The sequence below is a fragment of the Peribacillus tepidiphilus genome (genome assembly GCF_009466385.1).
Taxonomy (GTDB): Bacteria; Bacillota; Bacilli; order Bacillales; family DSM-1321; genus Bacillus_BN; species Bacillus_BN tepidiphilus.
In genome coordinates this window covers 44,584-69,772 of sequence record NZ_WIAQ01000016.1, presented here as the reverse complement: position 1 = coordinate 69,772, position 25,189 = coordinate 44,584, and the positions used below count along the sequence as shown (strand labels likewise).

The following is a 25,189-nucleotide window of genomic DNA, read 5'->3' as shown; positions in this document are numbered from 1 at the left end:
TCCATGAGAACCTTCGCCATTCCTTTATGTCTCAAACTTGTATCCCTTAAGGCTACATAATTCACGAATCGAAGAAAGAAAAACTTGTACTTTTGCCTTTATTCAATGAACAACTCTTTGAAAGGAGTGAACCGAGCGTGTTAACAAGCGGTTTTGTACTTGGATCAGCAGCTGGTGGCTTTAACAGTGGAGATATAGTGTATCAGCTTTTAATTTTTATTATTTTGTTGGCGTTGCTTAAAAAGTTTGCATGGGGTCCGTTAATGGGAATCATGAAACAACGTGAAGAGCACATTGCGAACGAAATTGAAGCGGCTGAAAAAAGCCGTGTTGAAGCAGCTAAATATCTTGAAGAACAACGCGAGTTATTAAAACAATCTCGTGTAGAAGCTCAAGGTTTGATTGAAAACGCAAAGAAGCACGGAGAAGAACAACGCGAAGAAATTATCATGTCAGCACGTGCTGAAGCGGAAAGAATTAAAGAAGCAGCTAAGCGCGAAATTGAACAGGAAAAAGAAAAGGCAGTTGCAGCATTACGCGAGCAAGTGGCTTCTCTATCTGTCATGATCGCATCTAAAGTGATTGAAAAAGAATTAACAGAAGCCGATCAAGAAAAATTGATCAATGAATATCTTCAAGAGGCAGGAGATAAACAATGAGCCAAACGACAGTAGCGAAGCGCTACGCAGTAGCTCTTTTTGAAATTGCCAAGGAACGAAATATTCTTGATCAAATCGAAGAGGAAATTCGAGTAATAAAAGAAATTTTCTCTGGAAATAAAGAGCTTCTTTCTTTCTTAAATCATCCAAAAATCTCACTGGATAAGAAGAGACAGTTTTTATCCGAAATTTTTGGCACTGTATCTGTTCCATTAAAAAATACCTTAATGCTTATGGTAGAACGCCACCGTTCTCAATCTATTTCTCAAATGGCTGCAGACTTTATTGACCTGGCTAACGAAGAGAAATCGATTGCTGACGCAAAAGTGTACACAACTCGTCCTTTAACAGAAGCAGAACGTGAAGCGATATCTTCTACATTTGCTCGCAAGGTTGGAAAGAAAACGTTAAGAATCGAAAATATTATAGATCGTAATTTAATTGGTGGCATTAAGCTGCAAATCGGCAACCGCATTTTTGATGGAAGCATCAGCGGTAAATTAGAGCGCCTTGAGCGACAACTATTAGGATAACATTCATAGATAGGGGTGAAATTCATGAGCATCAAAGCTGAAGAAATCAGTGCGCTGATAAAAAAGCAAATTGAAAACTATCAGTCAGAAATTAAAGTAAGCGATGTAGGTACAGTTATTCAGGTTGGTGACGGTATCGCTCGCGTTCATGGTCTTGATAATGTAATGGCTGGAGAGCTCGTAGAATTCTCAAATGGTGTCATGGGTATGGCACAAAACCTTGAAGAAAATAACGTAGGTATCGTTATTCTTGGACCTTTCACAGAAATTCGTGAGGGCAGCGAGGTACGCCGTACAGGACGCATCATGGAGGTTCCTGTAGGTGAAGAATTAATCGGTCGTGTTGTAAACCCACTAGGACAACCTGTAGATGGTCTTGGTCCAATCAACACAACGAAAACTCGTCCAATCGAAAGTCCAGCAACAGGCGTAATGGATCGTAAATCTGTTCATGAGCCGCTTCAAACTGGTATTAAAGCGATTGACGCTCTTGTTCCAATCGGACGCGGTCAGCGTGAGTTAATCATCGGAGACCGTCAAACAGGTAAAACATCTGTTGCGATTGATACAATCTTAAACCAAAAAGATCAAAACATGATCTGTATCTATGTAGCGATCGGTCAAAAAGAATCGACTGTTCGTGGAGCAGTTGAAACTCTTCGTAAGCATGGTGCATTAGACTACACAATCGTCGTAACTGCATCTGCTTCACAACCAGCACCGCTATTATTCTTAGCTCCTTACGCTGGTGTTGCAATGGCTGAATACTTCATGTTCAACGGTAAGCACGTGCTTATTGTTTACGATGATCTTTCTAAGCAAGCTGCTGCATACCGTGAGCTTTCTCTATTATTACGTCGTCCGCCAGGCCGCGAAGCATTCCCAGGGGACGTATTCTACTTGCACTCTCGTTTGTTAGAGCGTGCTGCAAAATTAAATGATTCTCTAGGTGCAGGTTCCATTACTGCGTTACCATTCGTTGAAACACAAGCAGGCGATATTTCTGCGTATATCCCAACGAACGTTATCTCTATTACGGATGGACAAATCTTCTTGCAATCTGATCTATTCTTCTCAGGCGTACGCCCTGCAATCAACGCTGGTCTTTCCGTATCCCGCGTAGGTGGTGCTGCTCAAATTAAAGCAATGAAAAAGGTTGCAGGTACACTGCGTCTAGACCTTGCTTCTTACCGTGAGCTTGAAGCCTTCGCTCAGTTCGGTTCTGACCTTGATAAAGCAACTCAAGCTAAGCTTGCTCGTGGTGCTCGTACTGTAGAAGTGTTAAAGCAAGATTTGCATAAACCGTTAAAAGTAGAGAAGCAAGTTATGATTCTTTACGCATTAACACGTGGTCACCTAGATGATATTCCAGTTGAAGATATTCGCCGTTTCGAAAATGATTTCTTAAGCTGGTTAGACCACAACCACACTCATTTGTTAGACCATATTCGCACAACTGGCGATCTTCCAAAAGATGACGAAATGGTTGCTGCGATTAACGAATTCAAAAAGACTTTCGTTGTTTCTGAATAATCGGTCCAGTCTAACAAAATAAAAAGGGTGGTGAGAATAAATGGCATCTTTGCGCGATATTAAGTCTCGTATTACATCAACAAAAAAGACGAGCCAAATTACCAAAGCTATGGAAATGGTGTCTGCCGCTAAATTAAACCGTGCTGAGACGAATGCAAAATCTTTCGTTCCATACATGGAAAAAATTCAAGAGGTAGTTGCCTCCATTGCAGTTGGAAGTAAAGCTGTGACTCATCCGATGCTGATTTCCCGTCCTGTTAAAAAGACTGGATATCTTGTAATCACTTCAGACCGTGGTCTTGCAGGTGCTTACAACAGTAGCATCCTTCGTCATGTCTTTCAAACGATCAAACAACGCCATAAATCTCAAGATGAGTACGCAATCATCGCCATCGGTCGTGTTGGCCGCGATTTCTTCAAGAAGCGCAAAATGAATGTCGTGTTAGATATAACAGGACTTCCTGATCAGCCTTCTTTTGCAGACATAAGTAACATTACAAAAACAACAGTTGGCATGTTCTCTGATGGAACATTTGACGAGTTGTATTTGTACTACAACCATTATGTAAGTGCAATTCAACAGGATGTAACAGAGAAGAAGCTATTGCCTTTAACAGACATCGCCTCTTCCTCTAAATTAACAGCCTATGAATTTGAACCTTCTGCAGAAGAAATTCTGGAAGTATTACTTCCTCAATATGCGGAAAGCTTAATTTATGGTGCATTACTGGATGGAAAAGCTAGTGAGCATGCAGCTCGTATGACTGCTATGAAAAATGCAACAGATAATGCAAAAGAGCTTATTAACACTCTATCTCTTCAGTATAACCGAGCGCGTCAAGCTGCGATTACGCAAGAAATCACTGAGATTGTCGGCGGTGCAGCAGCTTTAGAATAATATTTTTATAATCGGACCGGTATGCGTGGACGATAGGCTGCCGGTCTCCAATAGATTGTAATCGTCATATGTTACGTTAGGAGGGAAAACGATGAATAAAGGACGCATTACCCAAGTAACAGGTCCAGTTGTTGACGTAAAGTTCGAAAGTGGTCAACTTCCTGAGATCTACAATGCGTTAAGAGTTCAAAAGGCGGCGTCTGGAGAAACCTTAACCCTAGAAGTAGCCCTTCATTTAGGTGATGATACAGTACGTACAGTTGCCATGGCATCCACAGACGGTTTGACTCGTGGAGCTGAAGTAATTGACACAGGTGCACCAATCTCTGTACCTGTAGGTGATGTAACTTTAGGTCGTGTTTTCAACGTATTAGGAGAGCATATTGACCTTGAAGGACCAATTCCTGAAGATGCACGCCGTGATCCTATTCACAGACCAGCTCCATCTTTCGAGCAGCTTTCTACTGAAGTTGAAATCCTTGAAACAGGTATTAAAGTAGTAGACCTTCTTGCTCCATATATCAAAGGTGGAAAGATCGGTCTATTCGGTGGTGCAGGTGTAGGTAAAACCGTATTAATCCAAGAATTGATCAACAACATCGCTCAAGAGCACGGTGGTATTTCCGTATTCGCCGGCGTAGGTGAGCGTACTCGTGAAGGAAACGACTTATACCATGAAATGAGCGATTCCGGCGTTATCAAGAAAACAGCGATGGTATTCGGACAAATGAACGAGCCGCCTGGTGCACGTATGCGTGTTGCCTTAACTGGTTTGACAATGGCTGAATACTTCCGTGATGAGCAAGGACAGGACGTATTATTCTTTATCGATAACATCTTCCGCTTTACTCAAGCAGGTTCTGAGGTATCTGCCCTACTTGGCCGTATGCCATCAGCGGTTGGTTACCAGCCTACACTTGCAACGGAAATGGGTCAGCTGCAAGAACGTATCACATCTACTAGCGTAGGTTCCGTAACATCGATCCAAGCGATTTACGTACCGGCAGACGACTATACAGATCCAGCTCCGGCAACAACTTTCGCTCACTTAGATGCGACTACAAACCTTGAGCGTAAGCTTTCTGAGATGGGTATCTACCCTGCGGTGGATCCGCTTGCTTCAACATCTCGTGCTTTAACACCAGAAATCGTTGGAGAAGAGCATTACACGGTAGCTCGTCGCGTACAGCAAACTTTACAACGCTACAAAGAGCTTCAAGATATCATTGCGATCTTAGGTATGGATGAACTATCTGAAGAAGACAAGCTTGTGGTTCATCGCGCTCGTCGTATCCAATTCTTCTTATCTCAAAACTTCCACGTAGCTGAACAGTTCACTGGTCAACCAGGTTCTTACGTACCAGTTAAAGAAACTGTTAGAGGCTTCAAAGAAATTTTAGAAGGTAAGTATGACGATCTTCCTGAAGATGCATTCCGTCTTGTAGGAAGAATCGAAGAAGTGGTTGAAAAAGCAAAACAAATGGCTTAATAAAGGGACCTAGGAGGGTATGAAATGAAGACGGTAAAAGTCAGTGTTGTTACTCCCGATGGCCCAGTATATGAAGCAGATGTAGAAATGGTCAGCACGAAAGCGAAAAGTGGGGAGCTTGGTATATTACCAGGTCACATTCCGTTGGTCGCTCCTTTAGAAATTGGTGCAGTTCGCCTAAAAAAGGAAGGCTCTACAGAGTACATCGCAGTTAGCGGAGGCTTTATAGAAGTTCGTCCTGAAAAGGTGACCATTCTAGCTCAATCTGCGGAAAGAGCTGAAGATATCGATGTTGCTCGTGCAAAAGCTGCGAAAGCACGTGCTGAAAAGCGATTGCAGGACGCACAAGAACACGTTGATGCAAAACGAGCAGAGCTCGCTTTAAGACGTGCCATCAACCGTATTTCAATTGTTGAAAGAAATTTCTAATAAAATGGAAGCTGACTAAAAAGTGTCGTTTGTTAACGACCTTTTTAGTCAGTTTTTTCTATAAAAAAGAGCTTTTATCTTGCAGAGAAACTGAGATATCTAGGCGGGTATTCGATCCATCTTATTGGCGAATCCTTCCTAAGCAATGGATATAGTTGTAAACGGTCGATATATCCCAACGACGACCGATAAATCGGACCTGACGACCGATATATTCTAACGACGGCCGATATATTAGTTCTAATGACCGATATAATCCGATGACGACCGATATATTCTAACGACGGCCGATATATTAGTTCTGACGACCGATATATTAGTTCTAACGACCGATATAATTCAACGATGACCGATATATCCGATTGACGACCGATATATTTTAAAAAGTGATGTTAAAATTCCCACTAAAAAATAGAAATTCCTCAATCCGCTATAAACAATATTTTTCTTCTTCAATATATTTCTTCAAACTTTGTCAAAAGTATGACATCTCTCACAGAATAATTATTTTCCATAGTGTTAAATAATGTTGGTAGGTGTCAAATTATGAAGATTTTTGGACTCTTTCCCATATGTAAATGGACAGAAGAAAAGAATTTCTAAGAATGGCTGGTCTTATCGACACACATTTGTAACAATGTTATAATGTATTCGATTACATTCTAAATTTACTGAAAGATTTTAGTTGTTAGAGAATTTATGCTAAAACAGCATAGACTTCTTTTACATAGACTTATAAATACAAAAACAAAGGGGGATGGGCATGGAACTATTAAACTTGTATCAGAATAACTATCTGATCGTTTTTGTGTTTCTGTGTCTAGGGGTATTGCTGCCAGTTGTTGCTCTATTTCTGGGCAAACTGCTTCGGCCTTATAAACCGATAGCAGCGAAATATACAACGTACGAGAGTGGAATAGAACCTTTTCATGATTCCAGAGTCCAGTTTAACGTACGTTATTATATTTTTGGCCTAATGTTTGTGATATTTGATGTGGAGACTGTATTCCTTTATCCATGGGCAGTTGCCTATGAAAAGCTCGGCATTTTTGCTTTGATTGAAATGCTGATTTTCGTTTTAATGCTCATCATTGGTCTTGTCTATGCTTGGAAAAAGAAGGTGTTAAAATGGATTTAAAACTAGAAGGAATATCTCCCCAAGAGTTAGAGGAACTCAAACAAAATGTATTTATGACAACTTTAGAGCAGATCAAAGCCTGGGCTAGAAGTAACTCTTTATGGCCGATGACTTTTGGTCTTGCTTGTTGTGCCATCGAAATGATGGGAGTTGGATCTTCTCACTATGACTTAGATCGTTTCGGATCCTTTTTCCGTACTTCTCCAAGACAATCGGATGTAATGATTGTGTCAGGTACGGTAACAAAGAAAATGGCACCCATTGTGAAAAGATTGTATGATCAAATGCCGGAGCCAAAATGGGTAATAGCTATGGGATCGTGTGCAACCGCTGGGGGACCTTACGTACGATCCTATTGTGTTGTAAAAGGGGTCGATCAGATTGTACCTGTCGATGTTTACATACCTGGTTGTCCACCAAATCCAGCTGCACTGATGTACGGAATAAATAAACTAAAAGAGAAAATTCGCTACGAAGCAAAAACCGGGAAGAAGGTGATGTAATCGTGAGCGATGAAAAAAATCTTGAACAATTAAAAAAAGAAGCTGCCGCTAAGGCAAAAGCCGCAGCCCTGGCAAAAATGAAGGCAAAAGAGCAGGAAGCAAAGCAAGCAGAAGCGGACCCAGCTTCAGAGGCTGATGTAGATCTAGCGAAGAAAAAAGCCGCCGCAGCCGCCAAGGCAAAAGCCGCAGCCCTGGCAAAAATGAAGGCAAAAGAGCAGGAAGCAAAGCAAGGAGAAGCGGATTCAGCTTCAGAGGCTGATGTAGATCTAGCGAAGAAAAAAGCCGCCGCAGCCGCTAAGGCAAAAGCCGCAGCCCTGGCAAAAATGAAGGCAAAAGAGCAGGAAGCAAAGCAAGCAGAAGCGGAGCCAGCTTCAGAAGCTGATGTAGATCTAGCGAAGAAAAAAGCTGCCGCAGCTGCAAAAGCAAAGGCCGCAGCCCTGGCAAAAATGAAGGCAAAAGAGCAGGAAGCAAAGCAAGCAGAAGCGGAGCCAGCTTCAGAAGCTGATGTAGATCTAGCGAAGAAAAAAGCTGCCGCAGCTGCAAAAGCAAAGGCCGCAGCCCTAGCAAAAATGAATGCCTCAAAAGCTGGAGAAGGAGCGGAGGGTGAATCGGATCTTGATGCAGCTAAAGCGAAAGCCGCCGCAGCCGCCAAGGCAAAAGCCGCTGCAGCTGCAAAAGCAAAGGCTGCCGCACTTGCTAAGCAAGGCGGAGCAGGTTCAGATGATGATGAAAAAGCGAAAGCGATTGCTGCTGCGAAAGCAAAAGCCGCCGCTGCAGCTGCCGCGAAAGCAAAAGCTGCTTCAAAGACAGATGGAGATACAACACCAAAAGTAGAAGAGAAGCCTTCCATTAATCAGCCTTTATTGGATAAATATGTGAAAGTAATCACTGACAATCTTGGGAATGACGTGTTGGAAGATGCTTATATAAATAAACTGTCAAAAGATGTACCGACACTCGTAGCGAAAAAAGACACCTATTATAAAGTAGCGGAATTCTTAAAATATAATGAACAGCTGTCATTTGATTACTTGTCGACCATCCACGGTACGGATTATGTGACACATATGGAAATCTATGTTCATTTATATTCATACAAGCTCAACCAGCCCGTTGCTCTTAAAGTCAAGATTGATCGAGACAATCCAGTGATTGATTCGCTTGTGCCACTATGGCAAGGTGCAAACTGGCCGGAAAGTGAAACGTACGACTTGTTAGGAATTCGATTTGAGAACCATCCCGATTTAAAACGCATCCTCTTGGGAGAAGATTGGGTTGGTTATCCTTTAAGAAAAGATTATAAGCCGTACGATGTGGAGGTGTAGCAGATGATCCGTACAGAAGAAATGCTATTGAACGTAGGACCTCAGCATCCGAGTACACACGGCGTATTTCGACTTGTCATAAAAATTGACGGTGAAATCATTACTGAAGCTACTCCAGTTGTTGGGTACCTGCATCGTGGAACTGAAAAATTAGCAGAAGATCTGCAATATACACAAATCATTCCGTATACCGATCGAATGGATTACCTATCGGCTATGACAACAAACTATGTTCTCTGCCATGCGGTTGAGACTATGATGGGGCTTGAAGTTCCAGAACGAGCTGAATATTTGCGAGTCATCTCCATGGAGCTCGGACGCATTGCAAGCCATCTTGTATGGTGGGGTACATATTTATTAGACATTGGAGCCATTAGTCCATTTCTTTATGCGTTTAGAGAACGAGAAATGATTATCAACCTATTAAATGAGCTTTCTGGTGCACGCTTAACTTTTAACTATATGAGAGTGGGCGGCGTAAAATGGGATGCCCCTGAAGGCTGGATTCAAAAAGTAAAAGAGTTCGTCCCATATATGAGAGAGCAGTTAGCCGGATATCATGACCTTGTTACAGGTAATGAAATTTTCATGACACGCTTGAAGGGTGTGGGGAAATACACAAAAGAAGATGCACTCAACTACTCCTTGAGCGGAGCGAACTTGAGATGTACAGGCGTAAAATGGGATCTTCGTAAAAATGAGCCTTATTCGATTTATAATCGTTTTGACTTTGATGTTCCTGTAAGAGAAGAAGGAGATGCTTGGGCAAGATACCACTGTCGCCTAGCTGAAATCGAAGAATCATTAAAGATCCTGGAGCAGGCCGTCGAGCAATTTCCGAGCGAGGGAGAAATTTTAGCGAAGGTTCCTCGCATTATCAAAGCTCCTGCAGGTGAGGCGTTTGTAAGAATTGAATCGCCTCGTGGAGAAATTGGCTGCTATATTGCAAGTGATGGTAAAAAAGAGCCGTATCGCTTAAAATTCCGTCGTCCTTCTTTTTATAATCTGCAAATTCTTCCTAAGCTGTTGAAGGGAGAAAATATAGCGAACCTCATTACCATTTTGGGTGCGATTGACATTGTTTTAGGGGAGGTAGACGGCTGATGATCAACGATTTGCTACATTCTTCTCCAGGGCTTTTAAACTTTGGAATCTTTTTCTTGCTAGCCGTCGTTTTGCTTTTTGTCGTATTGGGATTTGTTACATACGCGATCCTGGCAGAACGTAAAGTCATGGGTTATATGCAAATTCGTCACGGTCCGAATCAAGTTGGGGGACGCTGGGGACTGCTTCAAACAGTGGCCGATGTATTAAAGCTGCTTTTGAAAGAAGATGTCATCCCTAAGCTGGCAGATAAGCCGCTGTTCATTTTAGCACCGGTCATTGCATTTGCCCCGGCCTTTATGGTACTTGCAACGATTCCTTTTACCGATAAGCTTCAATTTGCGGACATTGGAGTCGGATTGCTTTATTACATTGCCGTTTCAGGTATTACCACGATTGGGGTTGTAACCGGCGGATGGGCTTCCAACAACAAATACGCCCTCCTAGGTGGTATGCGTGCAGCAGCCCAGATGATTTCATATGAAATTCCACTCGTCATGTCCGTAATCGGAGTGATTTTAGTGAGTGGCAGCTTAAATTTAAATGACATCGTGGCGGCTCAGGATAAGCTTTGGTTTATTGTTATGCAGCCAATTGGATTTTTCGTATTTATCATTGCATCTGTTGCGGAATTGAATCGTACGCCATTTGACTTACCAGAAGCGGAATCAGAGCTTGTAGCAGGGTTCCATACGGAATACTCAGGCTTCCGTTGGGCATTTTTTATGCTTGCTGAATATGTTTATTTGTTCGCAATGGCGTCATTGACAACTGTTCTATTCCTTGGAGGCTGGAATTCACTTCCTTTCCTCGATTTTATTCCTGGAGCGGTCTGGTTTTCTGTGAAATTTAGCATTGTCGTATTCATATTGATCTGGATTCGTGCGACTTTCCCGCGTTTGAGAGCGGATCAGCTCATGGAATTCGGATGGAAGGTATTGCTGCCTGTGGCTTTAGCAAACATTTTCTTAACAGCGATTGTAAAAGAGCTATTAAAGTTATTTTAATGTGCTGATTAAAGGGGATTAGCCATTAAGAATAAGGGGTGACAAATATGCTTGGATTAGCAAAAGGATTAAAATATACCCTGAAAAATTTGACCCGTGCAAAAGTTACATACAATTATCCGGATGAGCCTCTGCCTCTTCCTGACCGATTCAGGGGGATCCAAAAGTTTTATCCGGAAAAATGCATTGTATGCAACCAATGTGCAAATATTTGTCCGACAAATTGCATAAATCTTACGGGCAAAAAGCATCCGGATCCAACAAAAAAAGGCAAAATCATTGATACGTATGATATCAATTTTGAAATCTGTATTTTATGCGATTTATGCACAGAGGTTTGTCCGACAGAAGCGATTGTCATGACAAATAATTTTGAACTAGCTGAATATAGCAGAGACATGCTTTTCAAAAACCTCGAATGGCTGGATGAAAACGATACGAACATCAGGAAGGAGAATAAAGCATGAGTGGAGAATTTCTTGCGTTTATGTCTCTTTCCATTGTAGCAATACTCGGAGGCTTTTTATTACTCAACCTATCAAAGGTTGTTCATATGGTGATTGCGTTGGTGTTTACGTTTATCTCCATCGCTGGGATTTATGTACTCCTGTCTGCGGAGTTTGTGGCTGTCGTACAGATTCTCATCTATTCAGGTGCTATCACCATTATTATGCTCTTTGGGATCATGCTCACAAAGCATAATGATGTAAATGAGCCAAAAACAAGCCGGCTCAGAAAATTCCTTTTATTGATAGGAGTCGTGGGTTTTGCTCTGGCCGTTTACTTTGGAATCTATACGCTTGATATTCCGGTTCAGCCGGTCTCACTTCATGAAAACAATACCGAGCAAATCGGGGTTGCTTTGTATTCAAAATACGTTATTCCTTTTGAACTAACATCAGTCATTTTACTGGTGGCTCTGATCGGGGCTATTATTTTAGCAAAAAAGGATGATCGGGAGGAGGCGGATAAAAAATGACTTCAGTTCCGCTCTCAGGATACTTAGTATTAGCATTAATTTTATTTTGCATCGGCTTGTATGGGGCACTGACAAAGAGAAACACCGTGATCGTGCTGATTTCGATTGAGCTAATGCTGAACGCTGTGAATATAAACCTCGTAGCCTTCAGTAAGTTTGGTCTGACACCTTCCATTACTGGCCAGATATTCTCATTGTTTGCCATCACTGTGGCGGCTGCAGAAGCAGCAGTAGGTTTGGCAATTCTCATTGCATTATACCGAAACAGAAAAACAGTGAATATTGATGAAATGAATTCTATGAAGAACTAAGAATGCTCAAGATTAAAAAAAGAGTGCATTTTTTATAGAAGGCTTAAAGCCTTCGCACGATGAGAAGGGGATTCGATACGATGATGGAGAATGCATGGATAATACCGCTTTTCCCGCTACTCTCGTTCTTGTTCCTTCTTCTATTCGGTAGAAGATTAAAAGAATCGAGTGCCTATGTTGGTATTCTATTAACACTCGTTTCTTTCATCTATTCTTTGTTGGTGCTAATCGAACGCCTTTCCGCACCGACATACAAAGCCGAAGCCGTATGGCTAACAATAGGGGATGTGCAATTAACAGCGGGTATTGAAATTAACCAATTGAATGCTTTAATGCTAGTGATCGTCTCGCTTGTCAGTTTCCTTGTCCATACATATTCAAAAGGTTACATGCATGGAGACGAGAGATTTCCGGTTTTTTATGCCTATTTAGGCTTGTTCACATTTGCAATGCTTGGATTGGTGATTTCACCAAATCTGCTCCAGCTCTACATTTTCTGGGAGCTTGTAGGATTAGGTTCGTTTTTATTAATTGGCTTTTACTTCTTTAAAGAGGAAGCCAAAAAAGCCGCAAAAAAAGCTTTTATCATGACAAGAATTGGAGATGTCGGTCTTTTTATCGGAATGATCCTCTTATTCTGGCAGGTTGGAAGCTTTGAGTATGATGAAATTTTTCAAGCAGTAGAAGCAGGAACAATTTCTGCGACAATGCTTACGTTAACGGCTATTTTGATTTTTGTCGGTGCAGTTGGTAAGTCAGGTCAATTTCCACTTCATACATGGCTTCCAGACGCGATGGAAGGTCCAACACCAGTTTCTGCATTGATCCACGCAGCGACGATGGTTGCAGCAGGGGTTTATTTAGTGGCTGCAATGTTCCCGCTATTTGCAGCGAGCGAAACAGCTATGATGACGGTTGCTGTAATTGGTGCTTTTACTGCAATCTTTGCGGCAAGCATTGGGTTGGTGCAAAAGGATATTAAACGTGTCTTAGCCTACTCGACTGTGAGCCAGCTGGGCTATATGATGCTTGCTTTAGGATCTGCTGGCTATGTGGCTGGAGTTTTCCATCTCATGACACATGCTTTCTTTAAAGCACTTCTGTTCCTTGCAGCAGGAAGCGTCATTCATGCTGTCCATACACAAAACATTGAAGAAATGGGCGGACTTTGGAAAAAGCTTCGGATCACAGGTCCATTGTTCTTAATTGGAACACTGGCCATTGCAGGCGTTCCGCTATTTTCAGGATTTTTCAGTAAGGAAGAAATTTTGATTGCAACGTGGGAGCATGGGAATTACGCATTATTCTGGCTTGCACTTGCAGCTGCCTTCTTTACAGCCTTTTACATGTTCCGTTTATTTTTTATGGTTTTTGCAGGAGAATCAAGAGGAAATGCCAGCCATGTTCATGAATCTCCAGCCGTTATGACACTACCAATGCTTGTTCTTGGAGTGTTGGCGATCTTCAGTGGATACGTCAATACACCATGGTTCGGTACCTTTCTTGGCGATTGGTTAACCGAAGGGACCCATGCGTTAGGTCACGGTCATGTAGAAGGGCCCGCATGGATTATGTATGCAGCAACTGGCATTTCATTGTTCGGTATTCTACTAGCTTACTTGATTTACGGAAAACGCAGGATCTCTAGGGATTGGCTTGGAGGAGAAGGCGCGGTAACCTACAATATTTTATATAACAAATATTACGTAGATGAATTCTATCAGTCCACAATCGTTCCTTTCATTAAAGGAGTGTCGCTATTCTTTGCTTTTATCGACAAGTTTTTAGTCGAAGGCATTATAAATGTTGTCACTGGAACGGTCAAAGCTCTAGGCAAAATCGGCTCAAAGCTTCAAACAGGTCAAGTACAGCAATATGGAATGGTGGCATTTGTTGGACTCGCGGTTTTACTTGTGATTTTTGCTTTAACAGGGGGGTATTTTAAATGAATGAACTTCTTTTAACTCTACTCGTATTCTCCCCGTTAGCAGGCATGTTCGTACTATGGTTCATTCCAAAAGGACAGGAATCTACATTAAAACTGGTCGGATTTCTTGCAACTCTTCCGGCATTATTGATTTCCTTGTTCATTTATATGCAATATGCAGCTGGTACAAAGCTATCTGAGTATTCGATTAAAGTAGATTGGTTCCGTTTCGGAAACTTAAAGGAATATGACAGTAAGCTCTTCGCTGTAGATTATGAGCTTGCATTAGACGGATTTGCTCTTGTCATGGTACTCCTTACTTCAGTATTAGCAACGCTAGCTGCAATAGCTTCTGTTCATATAAAAAAAGAATGGAAGGGTTATTTTCTCCTGTTTTTACTACTAGAAGTGGGGATGCTCGGAGTATTTACAGCTCAAAACTTAATTTTATTCTTTATTTTCTTCGAGATTACACTCATTCCGATGTTCTTCTTAATTGGGAAGTGGGGATATCTTGAGAAGGAAAAAGCAGCATTCAGCTTCTTAATCTATAACGGTCTAGGTTCTGCTGTTTTGTTGATTGTCATTATGATCCTATTTGCCCGAACAGGAACTTCTAATATTGAGGCTCTAAAATACATGATGACAGTTGGGGGAGTTCCTCTAATCGCACCAGTATCGGAAGGAATGAAATATGCGCTCCTTATTGCTTTATTGGTAGCGTTTGGAGTGAAGCTTCCGATCTTCCCGCTGCATACCTGGATGCTTCGAGTTCACGTTCAAGCTCCGCCATCCATTGTTATGCTTCATGCAGGAGTGCTTTTAAAAATTGGTGCCTTCGGTCTAATCCGCTTTGGCTTGGGAATTTTCCCAGAGCAATTTGAAAAAATCGCTTTTGTCATAGCTGTTTTAGGTGTAGTCAATCTACTATACGGCGCTTTCTTAGCTTTGATTCAAACAGACTTCAAAATGGTTCTTGCTTATTCCTCCATTTCGCATATGGGGATTGTATTAATCGGCTTAGGTGCCCTTAATGAGTCAGGAATACAAGGAGCCATTTTCCAAGTAGTATCCCATGGGCTGATTGCAGCACTTCTGTTCTTCCTCGTTGGTGTCATGTACGAACGAGTTCAAACATCACAGTTGATCGAGTTAGGGGGACTTGCAAAAATCATGCCGTTAACAGCAGGATTTTTACTAGCAGGATCCATGGCATCTCTTGGCCTACCAGGCATGTCCGGATTTATAAGCGAGTTTATGGCGTTCCTTGGATTGTTTAAAGAGGAGCCTATATTAGCCGCGATTGGGACACTGGGAATTATTTTAACAGCTGTCTATGTATTACGTGCTGTATTAGGAATTACTTTTGGTGCTACGAAGCAAGCGCTAACTGAAAAAATGAGCGACATCAAAAGTGTGGAGCTAGCTCCGGTCCTTGTGTTATTAGCGCTAATTGTATGGATTGGCGTATATCCAAGCGTGCTTACAAAGCCATTGAAGGCTACGCTTGAGGCCATTTTGATTGGGTTAGGAGGGTGATGAAAGATGGATTTAGAAACCTTGCTGTCTTTTAACTGGGGAGTCATGATGCCGGAATTCATCATCCTTGGTGTGGCTACGTTATTATCACTAATCGACATTTTCATGCCGAAACAATCCTCAAGACGCCCGTTAGCTTGGATTGCTTTGGTTGGAATTTTAGTGGCGCTTATTTCATTAATCGGTCTTTTTGATACGAAAGTAACGTCCATTTTACATGATACCTATCGTTTAGACTCTTTTTCAAAAGCATTTAAGCTTCTATTCCTTGTCGGAGCGGCGCTAGTGATATTACTTGCTGAGAGCTTCAAACCGGCGGAGGGAATGAAGGAAAACCGCGGTGAATTTTACTACTTATTCCTTGCAGCATTATTAGGTGCGATGATGATGGCTTCAAGCGGCGATCTTATTACATTGTTTGTCGGTCTTGAGCTTTTATCGATTTCTTCATACATATTGGCTGGAATCAGAAAAAATCATCTACCTTCTAATGAAGCAGCGATGAAGTACGTGATAAATGGCGGTATTTCAACGGCCATCACGTTATTTGGAATGAGCTATCTGTACGGGTTGACAGGTTCTACGAATTTAAGAGAAATGGGCGGAGTGATGTCTCAGACGATAGACGGCCAATTCTTGTATTTATATGGTTTGGCATTCTTTATGATCGTCGTAGGACTCTCCTTTAAGCTCGCTACTGTACCGTTTCATATGTGGGCTCCAGATGTGTATCAAGGTGCACCAACACCCGTTACGGCTTTCTTGAGCGTCGTGTCAAAGACTGCAGGATTTGTCATTTTGCTGCGCATTTTACTGTCTCTGTTCTTAGTGACACCAGGAGATGAAATCGGAGCATTAAACTTCCTAGAGAAAAACAAAATCTTTATCAGCTGTTTAGCAGCGATTACTATTATCGTTGGAAACGTCATTGCCCTAAGACAGAAAAATGTCAAAAGGCTTTTAGCTTATTCGTCCATTGCCCATGCAGGCTATCTGCTCGTGCCAATCGCTACCCTTGGGTATTTTACCTTTGATGCGATTTGGTTTTATCTCGTGGCGTATTTATTTATGAACCTAGGCGCATTTGCAGTCGTTCAATATGTTTCGGATAAGACGGGTTCAGAAGAAATTTCCGATTTTGCCGGATTGTATCAAAGATCCCCGGTACTCGCTGTAGCGATGGGAATTTTCATTCTTTCCCTTGCCGGAATTCCAGGTACTGCTGGATTTATCGGAAAGCTGAACATCTTCATGGGAACCTTTGCAGTCGACCCTGGACATTATGTCCTCGCAGCCATAATGATCGCCGGAACAGTCATTTCTTACTTCTATTATTTCGGCATCATGACGCAAATGTTCTTCCGACCATCCTATTATTTAGCGATGACGGAAAAGATCAAGGTTCCAGTCACACTCATGATTGTGTTAATCGTTTGTGTAGTCGGAACGATCAGCTTCGGGGTTGCTCCAGGAGCGGCACTAGATTTCCTTCATCAGTACTTCGGAAACTTTGAAGATTTTATGCAGTAAAATGTGCAGGGGCTGTCCAATAAGTCGATTTTTCGGCTTTTGGATGCCCCTTTTAATGTTCAAGAATATTGATATATCAATATTCTTGATTTTCAATTTTTAATGAAGTTGCTCTTTTCGGGCATCCCCTTTAGAGTATAGACAAAGTAACGCCGAGGAAGCTCCCATCCCTCCCCGCGGAAAGCAAGTGCCTCTCGCTGCAATCAACGGACAAACTTTATAGTCTAAAAACAACAATCTATGCGAAAAGAGCCCTTATTTGTTTGTTAATCGCCGAATTGCGGATACGGAACAAAAAGTGAACCGAATGAGTGCTCAAAAATAACATACAGAGAGTTGCTAGTAATTAAAAAAAATTCCTTTATCGAGGTAAGATTTTTCCGTTCTAGCAACTCTTTTTTACTAGGAATTGTCGAATTACATCACATTTTTATTCTTTACACATTTTGGATTGCGTGCTAATATGATAAACAATTAAACGTGAACAGTTGGCGTTGACGAAGAGGAGTAGCATAAACGGACACTTCAGAGAGCTGATGGTTGGTGAGAATCAGTGTGAAAGTTAATGTGAATGGACTTCCGAGCCTCCAAACCGAAATCCGATAAAATAGCTGCATGGCTGTTTAAGAAGAGAGTAGGCTTTGGCGAAGGGTCTCATCGTTACAAGAGACGGGTATTCAAGCATGGGAGCATGCTTCGATATCTTATTGAGCGGGCTGCAGCAGCGGCTTAAAAAGGTGGCACCACGGGGTTTCTCGTCCTTTATTGGATGAGGCCCCTTTTTGTTTATCAAGATTTTTAGATATACACTTTGCTTTATTTTTAAAACCATGGGATAACGGCCGATCAATTACTTCTGATGACCCATATATCGGATCTGACGACCGATTTATTGGGATGCACCAGCAATTTGGGTAAAACTTTCCGCTTTTTTAATTCAAAAATTAAATAGAGGTAAATCGTTGAGTAAGAGGAGTACGTTTGCTTTTAGGCGTTACAGAGAGCCGGGAATGGTGAGAACCGGTGCGACAGGGCAAACCGAATGGACTTACGAGAGGCAAGCTGAAAGATGGAGTAGGCGAGCCCGGGATTCCGCCGTTACAAGGATAGGGTATAAGAATGAAAGACATTCCGTACCTGAAAAAGCGAAAGGAGAAATGGATCTCCTTTAACAGAGGTGGCACCGCGGTCAACAATCGTCCTCTATAGGCATGAACTATGCCTATAGGGGACTTTTTTTATATCAAAAAAAGGAGTGGAAGTAAGTGAATCAGGTAGCTTCAAAGCTTTTGAGAAGAGATATAGAAGGAGACATTTATACGCCAATCGGGATTTTTCAAAGTGTAAAAGGAAAGAAGAAATTTTTACTCGAGAGCTCATTGAAGCATGAGCAAAATGGGAGGTTTTCCTTCATTGGGATGAATCCTTATATGGAAATGAAGAGTGTTGGAAACCTAGTTCAAATTGAAAGGGAAAATGAGCCTGCAGAGGAAGTAAAAGGACGATTTTTGGATGTAGTGAAGAGATATATGCCAACTATTCAATTGGACAATGCCCCGTTTCCCTTTATTGGAGGGGCAGTTGGATACATCGGATACGACCTGATCCGACAATATGAGGATATAGGAAAGGCTGTAAAAGACGAGCTTTCGATGCCGGATGCTCATCTCATGTTCTATCGGGATGTCATGGTGTACGATCACATTTCTCAGATGATTTCTATTATTTCACTCGATGATGGATCAGACTTTAACGGCCGGGCAGAGAAATTAATCCGGGATATTCAAACAGGCGTTGAGGCACCGGCTGAGTCGGAAAAGAAAAAATATGTCTTCAGACCAAGTGTTACAGAGGAACAATTTAAGGAAATGGTTGCAAAAGCCAAACAGGAAATTGTAAAAGGAGAAATTTTTCAAGTCGTACTTTCCCAAAGGTTTCGAACAGAATTTCAAGGGGATGCCTTCCAATTTTACCGAGGATTAAGAAGAGTAAACCCTTCTCCTTATATGTTTTATCTGGATTTTGAAGAATACCAAATTGTCGGTTCTTCTCCAGAAAGCTTAATAAAAGGGAATGAAAGCACAGTAATCACAAATCCGATCGCCGGAACGCGAAGACGGGGAGTTACTTCAAAAGAAGACGAAACCCTTGAAAAAGAACTACTAAGTGATGAGAAAGAATTGGCTGAACATAAGATGCTCGTGGATTTAGGACGAAACGACCTTGGAAGAGTCTGTGAGATTGGAAGCATCCAGCTGTCGAAGTACATGCTGATTGAAAAATATAAATATGTCATGCACATCGTTTCTGAAGTACAGGGGAAAAAGCGACCAGATGTAGGTAATACGGATGTTTTAGCAGCATGCTTACCTGCAGGAACCGTGTCTGGTGCTCCGAAAATTCGAGCTATGCAAATCATTAATGAACTCGAAGGTGTGAAAAGAAATGTGTATGCCGGAGCGGTCGGATATTTTTCCTATCATGGAAGCTTTGATTTTGCTCTTGCGATCAGAACAATGGTTGTAAAAGACGGAAAGGCCGTCATTCAAGCAGGAGCAGGAATTGTATATGATTCCGACCCAACAAAGGAATACAAAGAAACGCTTAACAAAGCGAAAGCGTTAATGGAGGTAGAGTCATGATTTTATTAATCGACAATTACGATTCGTTTACCTATAACCTGTATCAGCAAATAGGGAATTTACGCTCAGATATTAAAGTCATAAGAAACGATGAGCTCTCTCTTCAAGAAATTGAAGAATTGAATCCAGAAGCGATTGTGCTTTCTCCTGGACCGGGGAGACCGGAGGATGCGGGAATTTGCATCGAATTGGTGCAGAAATTTTATCAGCACATACCGATCCTTGGCATTTGTCTTGGACATCAAGTCATCGCAGCTGCATTAGGAGGTAAAGTAGTGCAGGCAAAAAAAATCATGCATGGAAAAACGTCTGTGCTAAAGCATTCACGTAGTGGAATCTTTGAACATGTACCGGAAAACGTAGAGGTCATGCGCTATCATTCGCTTGCTGTAGAAAAAGGAAGCCTGCCAAATGTTTTTATGATCGATGCCGTGTCTAAAGAGGAGGAAGAAATTATGGCGATTCGCCACGTAGAATATCCGCTTTACGGTCTTCAATTTCATCCGGAGTCCATTGGAACAGCTCAAGGAAAAGACGTAATGAGAAATTTTTTAACACGAGTCACTCAAAGAAGCATGAAAGGAGCATCGTTATGAAGGAGTATTTGCAAAAGCTCACGGCAAAGGAATCATTTAGTTTGGCAGAAATGAAGGAAGCGGCTGCGCAGCTGTTTCGAGAGGAAATTACAGATAGTGAAATTGCCGCTCTACTGATCGCACTGAAATCAAAGGGCGAAACGGCGGATGAAATCACAGGACTTGTTCAAGCATTACGTGAGCACGCTGTGCCATTTTCAAAAAAGTTCGTGGGGGTTATGGATAATTGCGGAACGGGCGGTGATGGTTCAAAAAGCTTTAATATCAGCTCTACATCTGCTTTTGTGATTGCCGGAGCAGGAGTGAAGGTGGCAAAGCACGGAAACCGCAGTATCAGCAGCAAAACAGGAAGTGCAGATGTGCTGGAGTATTTGGGGGTAAGGCTTGATTTAGAGCCGAAAGCCATCGAAAGGCTGATTGACGAAGTAGGGATTGCGTTTCTGTTTTCACCAAACGTTCATCCAAACTTAAAAAGAATCATGAAGGTGAGAAGAGATTTAAGAATCCCAACGATTTTTAACCTTATTGGACCGTTAACGAATCCCATCGATCTTGATTATCAATTGCTCGGAATTTACCAAAGAGACTCTATTGAATTATTTGCAGAGGTGTTAAAACGGTTAGGACGTAAGCGGGCAGTGGTCGTAAATGGAGCCGGGTATATGGATGAAGCGTCGCTGCAAGGTGAGAATTACTTGGCCGTAGTGGAAGATGGACATGTAACGAAGCTGACTATAACACCAGAACAGGTCGGACTGCCAATCTATCAAAATAGCGAAATTGAAGGCGGAGATGCAAAGGAAAACGCCAAAATTCTCGTTTCTGTGTTAGAAGGAAAATCAGGACCATATAGGGATACTGTTTTACTAAATGCAGGGCTTGGAATTTTTGCAAGTGGAAAGGCAGACACCATAGGTGAAGGTGTGGAGGCTGCAAAAGAAAGTATCGATTCAGGCAAAGCCTACAGATTGCTTGAGCAGCTCATTACCTATTCTAACAACGCATTTTCAGAGGTGATCTAAATGGCGACGATTCTAGAAAAAATAGTAGACACAAAGAAAAAAGAAGTAGAAGAGCTAAAGCAGCAGCCAATTCCACCATCATCAAGAAAGACGATTTCATTACTAAATTCCATCCGTTCCAAACAAAACATGGCGATTATTGCTGAAATTAAACGAGCCTCTCCTTCAAAGGGTGACATACACATATTCGTAGATCCAATCGAGCAGGCAAAGCTTTATGAGCAAAGCGGTGCCGCTGCAATCTCTGTATTAACTGACGGCCCTTATTTTAAAGGCAGCTTCGAGGATTTGGAAGCGGTGAGGCAAGCAGTTAATGTTCCGATTTTATGTAAGGATTTTATCATGGATCCTGTTCAAATCCACAAAGCGAAAAGTGCAGGAGCTGATGTGATTTTACTGATCGTGGCCGCATTGTCTGACGAGCAGCTGCATGATCTTTACAAAGAAGCGACTGACCTTGAGCTTGAGGTGCTGGTTGAGGTCCATGACTTAGATGAGCTGCATCGAGCCCTTAAACTGGGAGCTGTATTAATTGGAGTAAATAACCGTGATTTAAAAACGTTTCAAGTGGACCTTAATCATACAGAAAGACTAGCGAGCGAATTGACAAGTCACAATGTGGTATTAATCTCTGAAAGCGGAATTTCAACCGCTCATGATGTGGAACGAGTTAGGAATGCAGGAGCAAAAGCGATTTTAGTAGGGGAAGTACTTATGAGAACTGAGGATGTACCAGCAAAAATAAAAGAACTTTCACTGGAGCGTCAGCAATGAAAGTGAAAATTTGTGGAATAAAAGATGTAAATACAGCACTGCAAGCGGTAGAAGCGGGTGCGGATGCACTAGGCTTTGTATTCGCTGAAAGTAAAAGAAAAATAACGCCTCAAAAGGCTCGAGAAATCATCCTGAACTTGCCGCCTGAAATCGAAAAGGTCGGAGTGTTTGTGAATGAAAGGAAGCTCGTGATGGAAGAGATTGCTGAATATTGCGGCTTAACGATGCTGCAGCTACATGGAGAGGAAGCACCGGAAATGTGTGAAGGTTTTTCCTTGCCAATCATTAAAGCATTTGGGATCTCCAGTGAAAAGGACATAGAGCAAGCGATGCAATATCCTGTTTCTTATATGTTGGCAGACAGTCCAAAAGGGGTATACAGAGGTGGAAACGGAGTCTCATTTGACTGGTCGATCCTATCAAAAACTAGCTTACGAGAGAAAAAAATCATTTTAGCCGGAGGTTTAACACCACAAAATGTAGCAGATGCAATCCAAACAGTTAGACCTTATATGGTGGATGTTTCAAGTGGAGTAGAAAGTAACGGAGAAAAAGATGTAGAAAAAATCAAAGCGTTTATTCATAACGCGAAGGGAGAACGAGGATGAAGAATTATACAATGCCGAATGAGAAAGGACATTTTGGTCCATATGGAGGAAGATATGTGCCGGAAACCTTGATGCAGGCTGTTTTGGAACTAGAGACAGAATATGAAAAGGCGATTCAAGATTCAGCCTTTCAAAAGGAAGTAGAATACTATTTTACACACTATGTAGGAAGAAAAACGCCACTTTATTTCGCAGGAAATCTTACGAAGTACGCAGGCGGAGCCAAAATTTATTTAAAGCGCGAGGACTTGAACCATACCGGTGCTCATAAAATTAACAACACCATTGGTCAGGCACTGCTTGCTAAAAGGATGGGAAAAAAGAAGGTGGTAGCGGAGACAGGAGCCGGTCAGCACGGAGTAGCAACAGCAACCGTGAGCGCTCTGCTTGGTTTGGAATGTGTCGTCTTTATGGGGGAAGAGGACATCAAACGCCAAAAGCTGAATGTTTTCCGGATGGAGCTGTTGGGAGCTAGAGTTGTGAGCGTTAAGCAAGGTAGCGCTACTTTAAAGGATGCAGTCAACGAAGCACTTCGCTACTGGGTTACTCATGTTGAGGATACCCATTATATTATGGGCTCAGTTCTTGGTCCTCACCCTTATCCGAAAATCGTGCGCGATTTTCAAAGTGTAATTGGCCGGGAAACAAGACAGCAAATTTTAGACATAGAAGGAAGGCTTCCAAATCAGATCGTAGCCTGCATTGGTGGCGGCTCGAATGCGATGGGGATGTTTTATCCGTTCCTAGAGGATACAGGCGTGGGACTGATCGGGGTGGAAGCTGCCGGCGCAGGGCTGCAAACAGAAAAGCATGCTGCTTCCTTAACAAAAGGCAGGGTAGGCGTTTTGCATGGAGCAAAAATGTATATTCTACAGGATGAATACGGGCAGATCGAAGAAGCCCATTCTATATCAGCAGGACTGGATTATCCAGGAGTAGGACCAGAGCATAGCTTTTTAAAGGATGAAGGCAGAGTCGAGTATACTTCGGTGACAGATGAAGAAGCCCTTCAAGCGTTTCAGCTTCTGGCACAGAAAGAAGGAATCATCCCGGCTCTTGAGAGCTCACATGCTGTTGCATACGCGTTGAAGAAAGCGAAAATGATGGCGCCGGATGAGATTCTCATCGTCTGTTTATCAGGCAGAGGTGACAAAGATGTAGAAGCTGTGAAAGGCTATTTAGGAGGGGAGTAACATGAGTAAAAATTTAATTCAAAAAGCAATAGAAGATGTGTTAGCAAAAGGTGAAAGAGCGTTCGTCCCTTATATAATGGCCGGTGATGGCGGGTTGGAGTTATTACCTGAGCGGCTTCAATTTTTACAGCAGGCCGGAGCCACTGCCATTGAAATTGGTATTCCTTTTTCAGACCCGGTGGCAGATGGACCGACCATTCAACAGGCGGGATTGCGGGCTTTACGATCCGGCACTACGCTGAGGGGAGTATTTGAAGCCCTAAAAACAATCCGTCATACGGTATCGATTCCACTCATTATGATGACATATTACAATCCGATTTTGTCATTTGGGATTGAGGAATTTGCAGCTGCTTGTCAAAAAACTCAAATAAATGGTGTGATCCTTCCTGACGTGCCGATTGAAGAGGAGAATGAAGTGAGACAGGTCTTTAAGACTCGTGGAATTTCCATTATCCGGCTTGCGACATTGACAAGTCCGCTCGAAAGGTTGAAAAAAATTACCCAGGACAGTGAAGGATTTTTATATGCAGTAACCGTAAAAGGAGTAACGGGAGCCAGAGGTCAGTTTGCAGAGGATGTAAAGCACTATTTACAAAGATTGAAAGAGCTGAGTCCAGTCCCTGTTCTTGCTGGATTTGGCATTTCCACGCCTGAGCAGGTGAGAGAAATGGGAGACTACTGCGATGGAGTAGTTGTCGGCAGCCAAATCATTACGCTTTTTGAAAATGGTGAGGTAGAGGAGATTCAAAGGTTAATAGGAAGTAAAGTGGTTAATCGCTGAATATAGAAGAGGGAATGACTCAACAATACCTAAACACCCGCTTAACCCAATAGATTGTTTTTGAAAAACGTTCTATAGGTGGAGATAACGGTGTTTAGGTATTTTTTTGAGTCGTCTTCTATTTCTTTGCGAAATCCGAGAGACCTGCCTGCTAGCTAATGGGGTTGTTTGTACCCAAACAAATGGTCCTATTAACGAATAATGGCATTATAAATTTTGGAAATAATGATAAAAAAGAATCTATTTTCCAGACGATTTTGTGTTAAAATTGATAGTTGTGAAGTAGATAGGGAGATTTCAGACATAGGATGCTGCCTCGACTGACAAGTGTATTCAAATCGTCTGAAAAACTTTCAATATACTTTCATTTTTATATCATCTGGGGAGGGTTATCGATGTTTGCGAATTTAGGACAGCAAGCCATGTTTGGGATTGTATCTCATCTATTTTTCATTGGCATAACATGGTGGGCGCTTCAAGCATTAAACTTTGATAAGCTCCTTAGACCAAACAGAGTCATGCAGGCTCGAATTCTGTATATCTTATTGACGGTCGCAATTGGATCAGCTGTCAGCGGTTTTTTCCTGGATTACATCTCATGGTCCAATCAACTTCCATTTATCTTTAATCAACAGTAATTTTTTTGCTTCTTATGTGAGTCATTGA

25 protein-coding genes and 2 other annotated features are annotated in these 25,189 nt (G+C 42.0%); all 25 genes read left to right on the top strand.

What is annotated here, in order from left to right; translation table 11 throughout:
• The first annotated feature begins 137 nt into the window (after positions 1-137).
• Positions 138-659: a F0F1 ATP synthase subunit B gene (locus GD441_RS10315; RefSeq protein WP_153126351.1), complete on the top strand. Its 522-nt coding sequence runs from the start codon at positions 138-140 to the stop codon at positions 657-659.
• Positions 656-1,192: a F0F1 ATP synthase subunit delta gene (locus tag GD441_RS10310; RefSeq protein ID WP_153126350.1), complete on the top strand. Its 537-nt coding sequence runs from the start codon at positions 656-658 to the stop codon at positions 1,190-1,192. Before GD441_RS10315 ends, GD441_RS10310 begins: the two co-directional genes overlap by 4 nt.
• Positions 1,193-1,216: 24 nt before the next feature.
• On the top strand, positions 1,217-2,725 hold the full coding sequence (gene atpA / locus GD441_RS10305; protein ID WP_153126349.1) for a F0F1 ATP synthase subunit alpha: 1,509 nt from the start codon (positions 1,217-1,219) through the stop codon (positions 2,723-2,725).
• 40 nt (positions 2,726-2,765) lie between these two features.
• A complete protein-coding gene (locus tag GD441_RS10300; protein ID WP_153126348.1) occupies positions 2,766-3,623 on the top strand; it encodes a F0F1 ATP synthase subunit gamma in 858 nt (285 codons plus the stop codon).
• 91 nt (positions 3,624-3,714) lie between these two features.
• Positions 3,715-5,112: a F0F1 ATP synthase subunit beta gene (atpD, locus tag GD441_RS10295; protein ID WP_153126347.1), complete on the top strand. Its 1,398-nt coding sequence runs from the start codon at positions 3,715-3,717 to the stop codon at positions 5,110-5,112.
• Positions 5,113-5,136: 24 nt separating this feature from the next.
• A complete protein-coding gene (locus tag GD441_RS10290; protein ID WP_153126346.1) occupies positions 5,137-5,541 on the top strand; it encodes a F0F1 ATP synthase subunit epsilon in 405 nt (134 codons plus the stop codon).
• A 763-nt stretch (positions 5,542-6,304) separates the two neighbouring features.
• Positions 6,305-6,679, top strand: coding sequence for an NADH-quinone oxidoreductase subunit A (locus GD441_RS10285; protein ID WP_153126345.1), 375 nt, complete (start codon positions 6,305-6,307; stop codon positions 6,677-6,679).
• On the top strand, positions 6,670-7,182 hold the full coding sequence (locus tag GD441_RS10280) for a NuoB/complex I 20 kDa subunit family protein (protein ID WP_153126344.1): 513 nt from the start codon (positions 6,670-6,672) through the stop codon (positions 7,180-7,182). The genes GD441_RS10285 and GD441_RS10280 overlap by 10 nt, the downstream gene beginning before the upstream one ends.
• A 2-nt stretch (positions 7,183-7,184) precedes the next feature.
• On the top strand, positions 7,185-8,507 hold the full coding sequence (locus GD441_RS10275) for an NADH-quinone oxidoreductase subunit C (protein ID WP_153126343.1): 1,323 nt from the start codon (positions 7,185-7,187) through the stop codon (positions 8,505-8,507).
• A gap of 3 nt (positions 8,508-8,510) precedes the next feature.
• Positions 8,511-9,611 (top strand): NADH-quinone oxidoreductase subunit D, encoded by a 1,101-nt coding sequence (locus GD441_RS10270; RefSeq protein WP_153126342.1) that lies wholly within the window; start codon positions 8,511-8,513, stop codon positions 9,609-9,611.
• Positions 9,611-10,618, top strand: a complete 1,008-nt coding sequence (nuoH, locus tag GD441_RS10265; RefSeq protein ID WP_153126341.1) for an NADH-quinone oxidoreductase subunit NuoH — start codon at positions 9,611-9,613, stop codon at positions 10,616-10,618. Before GD441_RS10270 ends, nuoH begins: the two co-directional genes overlap by 1 nt.
• 47 nt (positions 10,619-10,665) lie before the next feature.
• The gene (nuoI, locus tag GD441_RS10260; RefSeq protein WP_153126340.1) at positions 10,666-11,085 is read left to right on the top strand and encodes an NADH-quinone oxidoreductase subunit NuoI; all 420 of its coding nucleotides are present in this window, start codon (positions 10,666-10,668) and stop codon (positions 11,083-11,085) included.
• The gene (locus tag GD441_RS10255) at positions 11,082-11,597 is read left to right on the top strand and encodes an NADH-quinone oxidoreductase subunit J (RefSeq protein WP_153126339.1); all 516 of its coding nucleotides are present in this window, start codon (positions 11,082-11,084) and stop codon (positions 11,595-11,597) included. Before nuoI ends, GD441_RS10255 begins: the two co-directional genes overlap by 4 nt.
• On the top strand, positions 11,594-11,908 hold the full coding sequence (gene nuoK, locus GD441_RS10250; RefSeq protein WP_153126338.1) for an NADH-quinone oxidoreductase subunit NuoK: 315 nt from the start codon (positions 11,594-11,596) through the stop codon (positions 11,906-11,908). Before GD441_RS10255 ends, nuoK begins: the two co-directional genes overlap by 4 nt.
• Before the next feature lie 80 nt (positions 11,909-11,988).
• Positions 11,989-13,857: an NADH-quinone oxidoreductase subunit L gene (nuoL, locus tag GD441_RS10245; RefSeq protein ID WP_153126337.1), complete on the top strand. Its 1,869-nt coding sequence runs from the start codon at positions 11,989-11,991 to the stop codon at positions 13,855-13,857.
• The gene (locus GD441_RS10240; RefSeq protein ID WP_153126336.1) at positions 13,854-15,374 is read left to right on the top strand and encodes an NADH-quinone oxidoreductase subunit M; all 1,521 of its coding nucleotides are present in this window, start codon (positions 13,854-13,856) and stop codon (positions 15,372-15,374) included. Before nuoL ends, GD441_RS10240 begins: the two co-directional genes overlap by 4 nt.
• Positions 15,375-15,380: 6 nt before the next feature.
• Positions 15,381-16,904 carry an NADH-quinone oxidoreductase subunit NuoN gene (nuoN, locus tag GD441_RS10235; protein ID WP_153126335.1) on the top strand — a complete coding sequence of 508 codons (1,524 nt, stop codon included), beginning with the start codon at positions 15,381-15,383 and terminating at the stop codon, positions 16,902-16,904.
• Positions 16,905-17,389: 485 nt separating this feature from the next.
• Positions 17,390-17,670: a binding site (T-box leader), on the top strand.
• A gap of 187 nt (positions 17,671-17,857) precedes the next feature.
• Positions 17,858-18,111 (top strand) — a binding site (T-box leader).
• Between the two features lie 58 nt (positions 18,112-18,169).
• Positions 18,170-19,546 carry an anthranilate synthase component I gene (trpE, locus tag GD441_RS10230; protein ID WP_153126334.1) on the top strand — a complete coding sequence of 459 codons (1,377 nt, stop codon included), beginning with the start codon at positions 18,170-18,172 and terminating at the stop codon, positions 19,544-19,546.
• Positions 19,543-20,142: an anthranilate synthase component II gene (locus tag GD441_RS10225; protein ID WP_153126333.1), complete on the top strand. Its 600-nt coding sequence runs from the start codon at positions 19,543-19,545 to the stop codon at positions 20,140-20,142. Before trpE ends, GD441_RS10225 begins: the two co-directional genes overlap by 4 nt.
• A complete protein-coding gene (gene trpD / locus GD441_RS10220) occupies positions 20,139-21,164 on the top strand; it encodes an anthranilate phosphoribosyltransferase (RefSeq protein WP_153126332.1) in 1,026 nt (341 codons plus the stop codon). Before GD441_RS10225 ends, trpD begins: the two co-directional genes overlap by 4 nt.
• On the top strand, positions 21,165-21,938 hold the full coding sequence (gene trpC, locus GD441_RS10215; protein ID WP_153126331.1) for an indole-3-glycerol phosphate synthase TrpC: 774 nt from the start codon (positions 21,165-21,167) through the stop codon (positions 21,936-21,938).
• Positions 21,935-22,546: a phosphoribosylanthranilate isomerase gene (locus GD441_RS10210; RefSeq protein WP_153126330.1), complete on the top strand. Its 612-nt coding sequence runs from the start codon at positions 21,935-21,937 to the stop codon at positions 22,544-22,546. The genes trpC and GD441_RS10210 overlap by 4 nt, the downstream gene beginning before the upstream one ends.
• Positions 22,543-23,739, top strand: a complete 1,197-nt coding sequence (gene trpB / locus GD441_RS10205; protein WP_153126329.1) for a tryptophan synthase subunit beta — start codon at positions 22,543-22,545, stop codon at positions 23,737-23,739. Before GD441_RS10210 ends, trpB begins: the two co-directional genes overlap by 4 nt.
• A gap of 1 nt (position 23,740) precedes the next feature.
• Positions 23,741-24,523 carry a tryptophan synthase subunit alpha gene (gene trpA, locus GD441_RS10200; protein ID WP_153126328.1) on the top strand — a complete coding sequence of 261 codons (783 nt, stop codon included), beginning with the start codon at positions 23,741-23,743 and terminating at the stop codon, positions 24,521-24,523.
• A 395-nt stretch (positions 24,524-24,918) separates the two neighbouring features.
• A complete protein-coding gene (locus GD441_RS10195; protein ID WP_153126327.1) occupies positions 24,919-25,161 on the top strand; it encodes a DUF1146 family protein in 243 nt (80 codons plus the stop codon).
• The last annotated feature ends 28 nt before the right edge of the window (positions 25,162-25,189 follow it).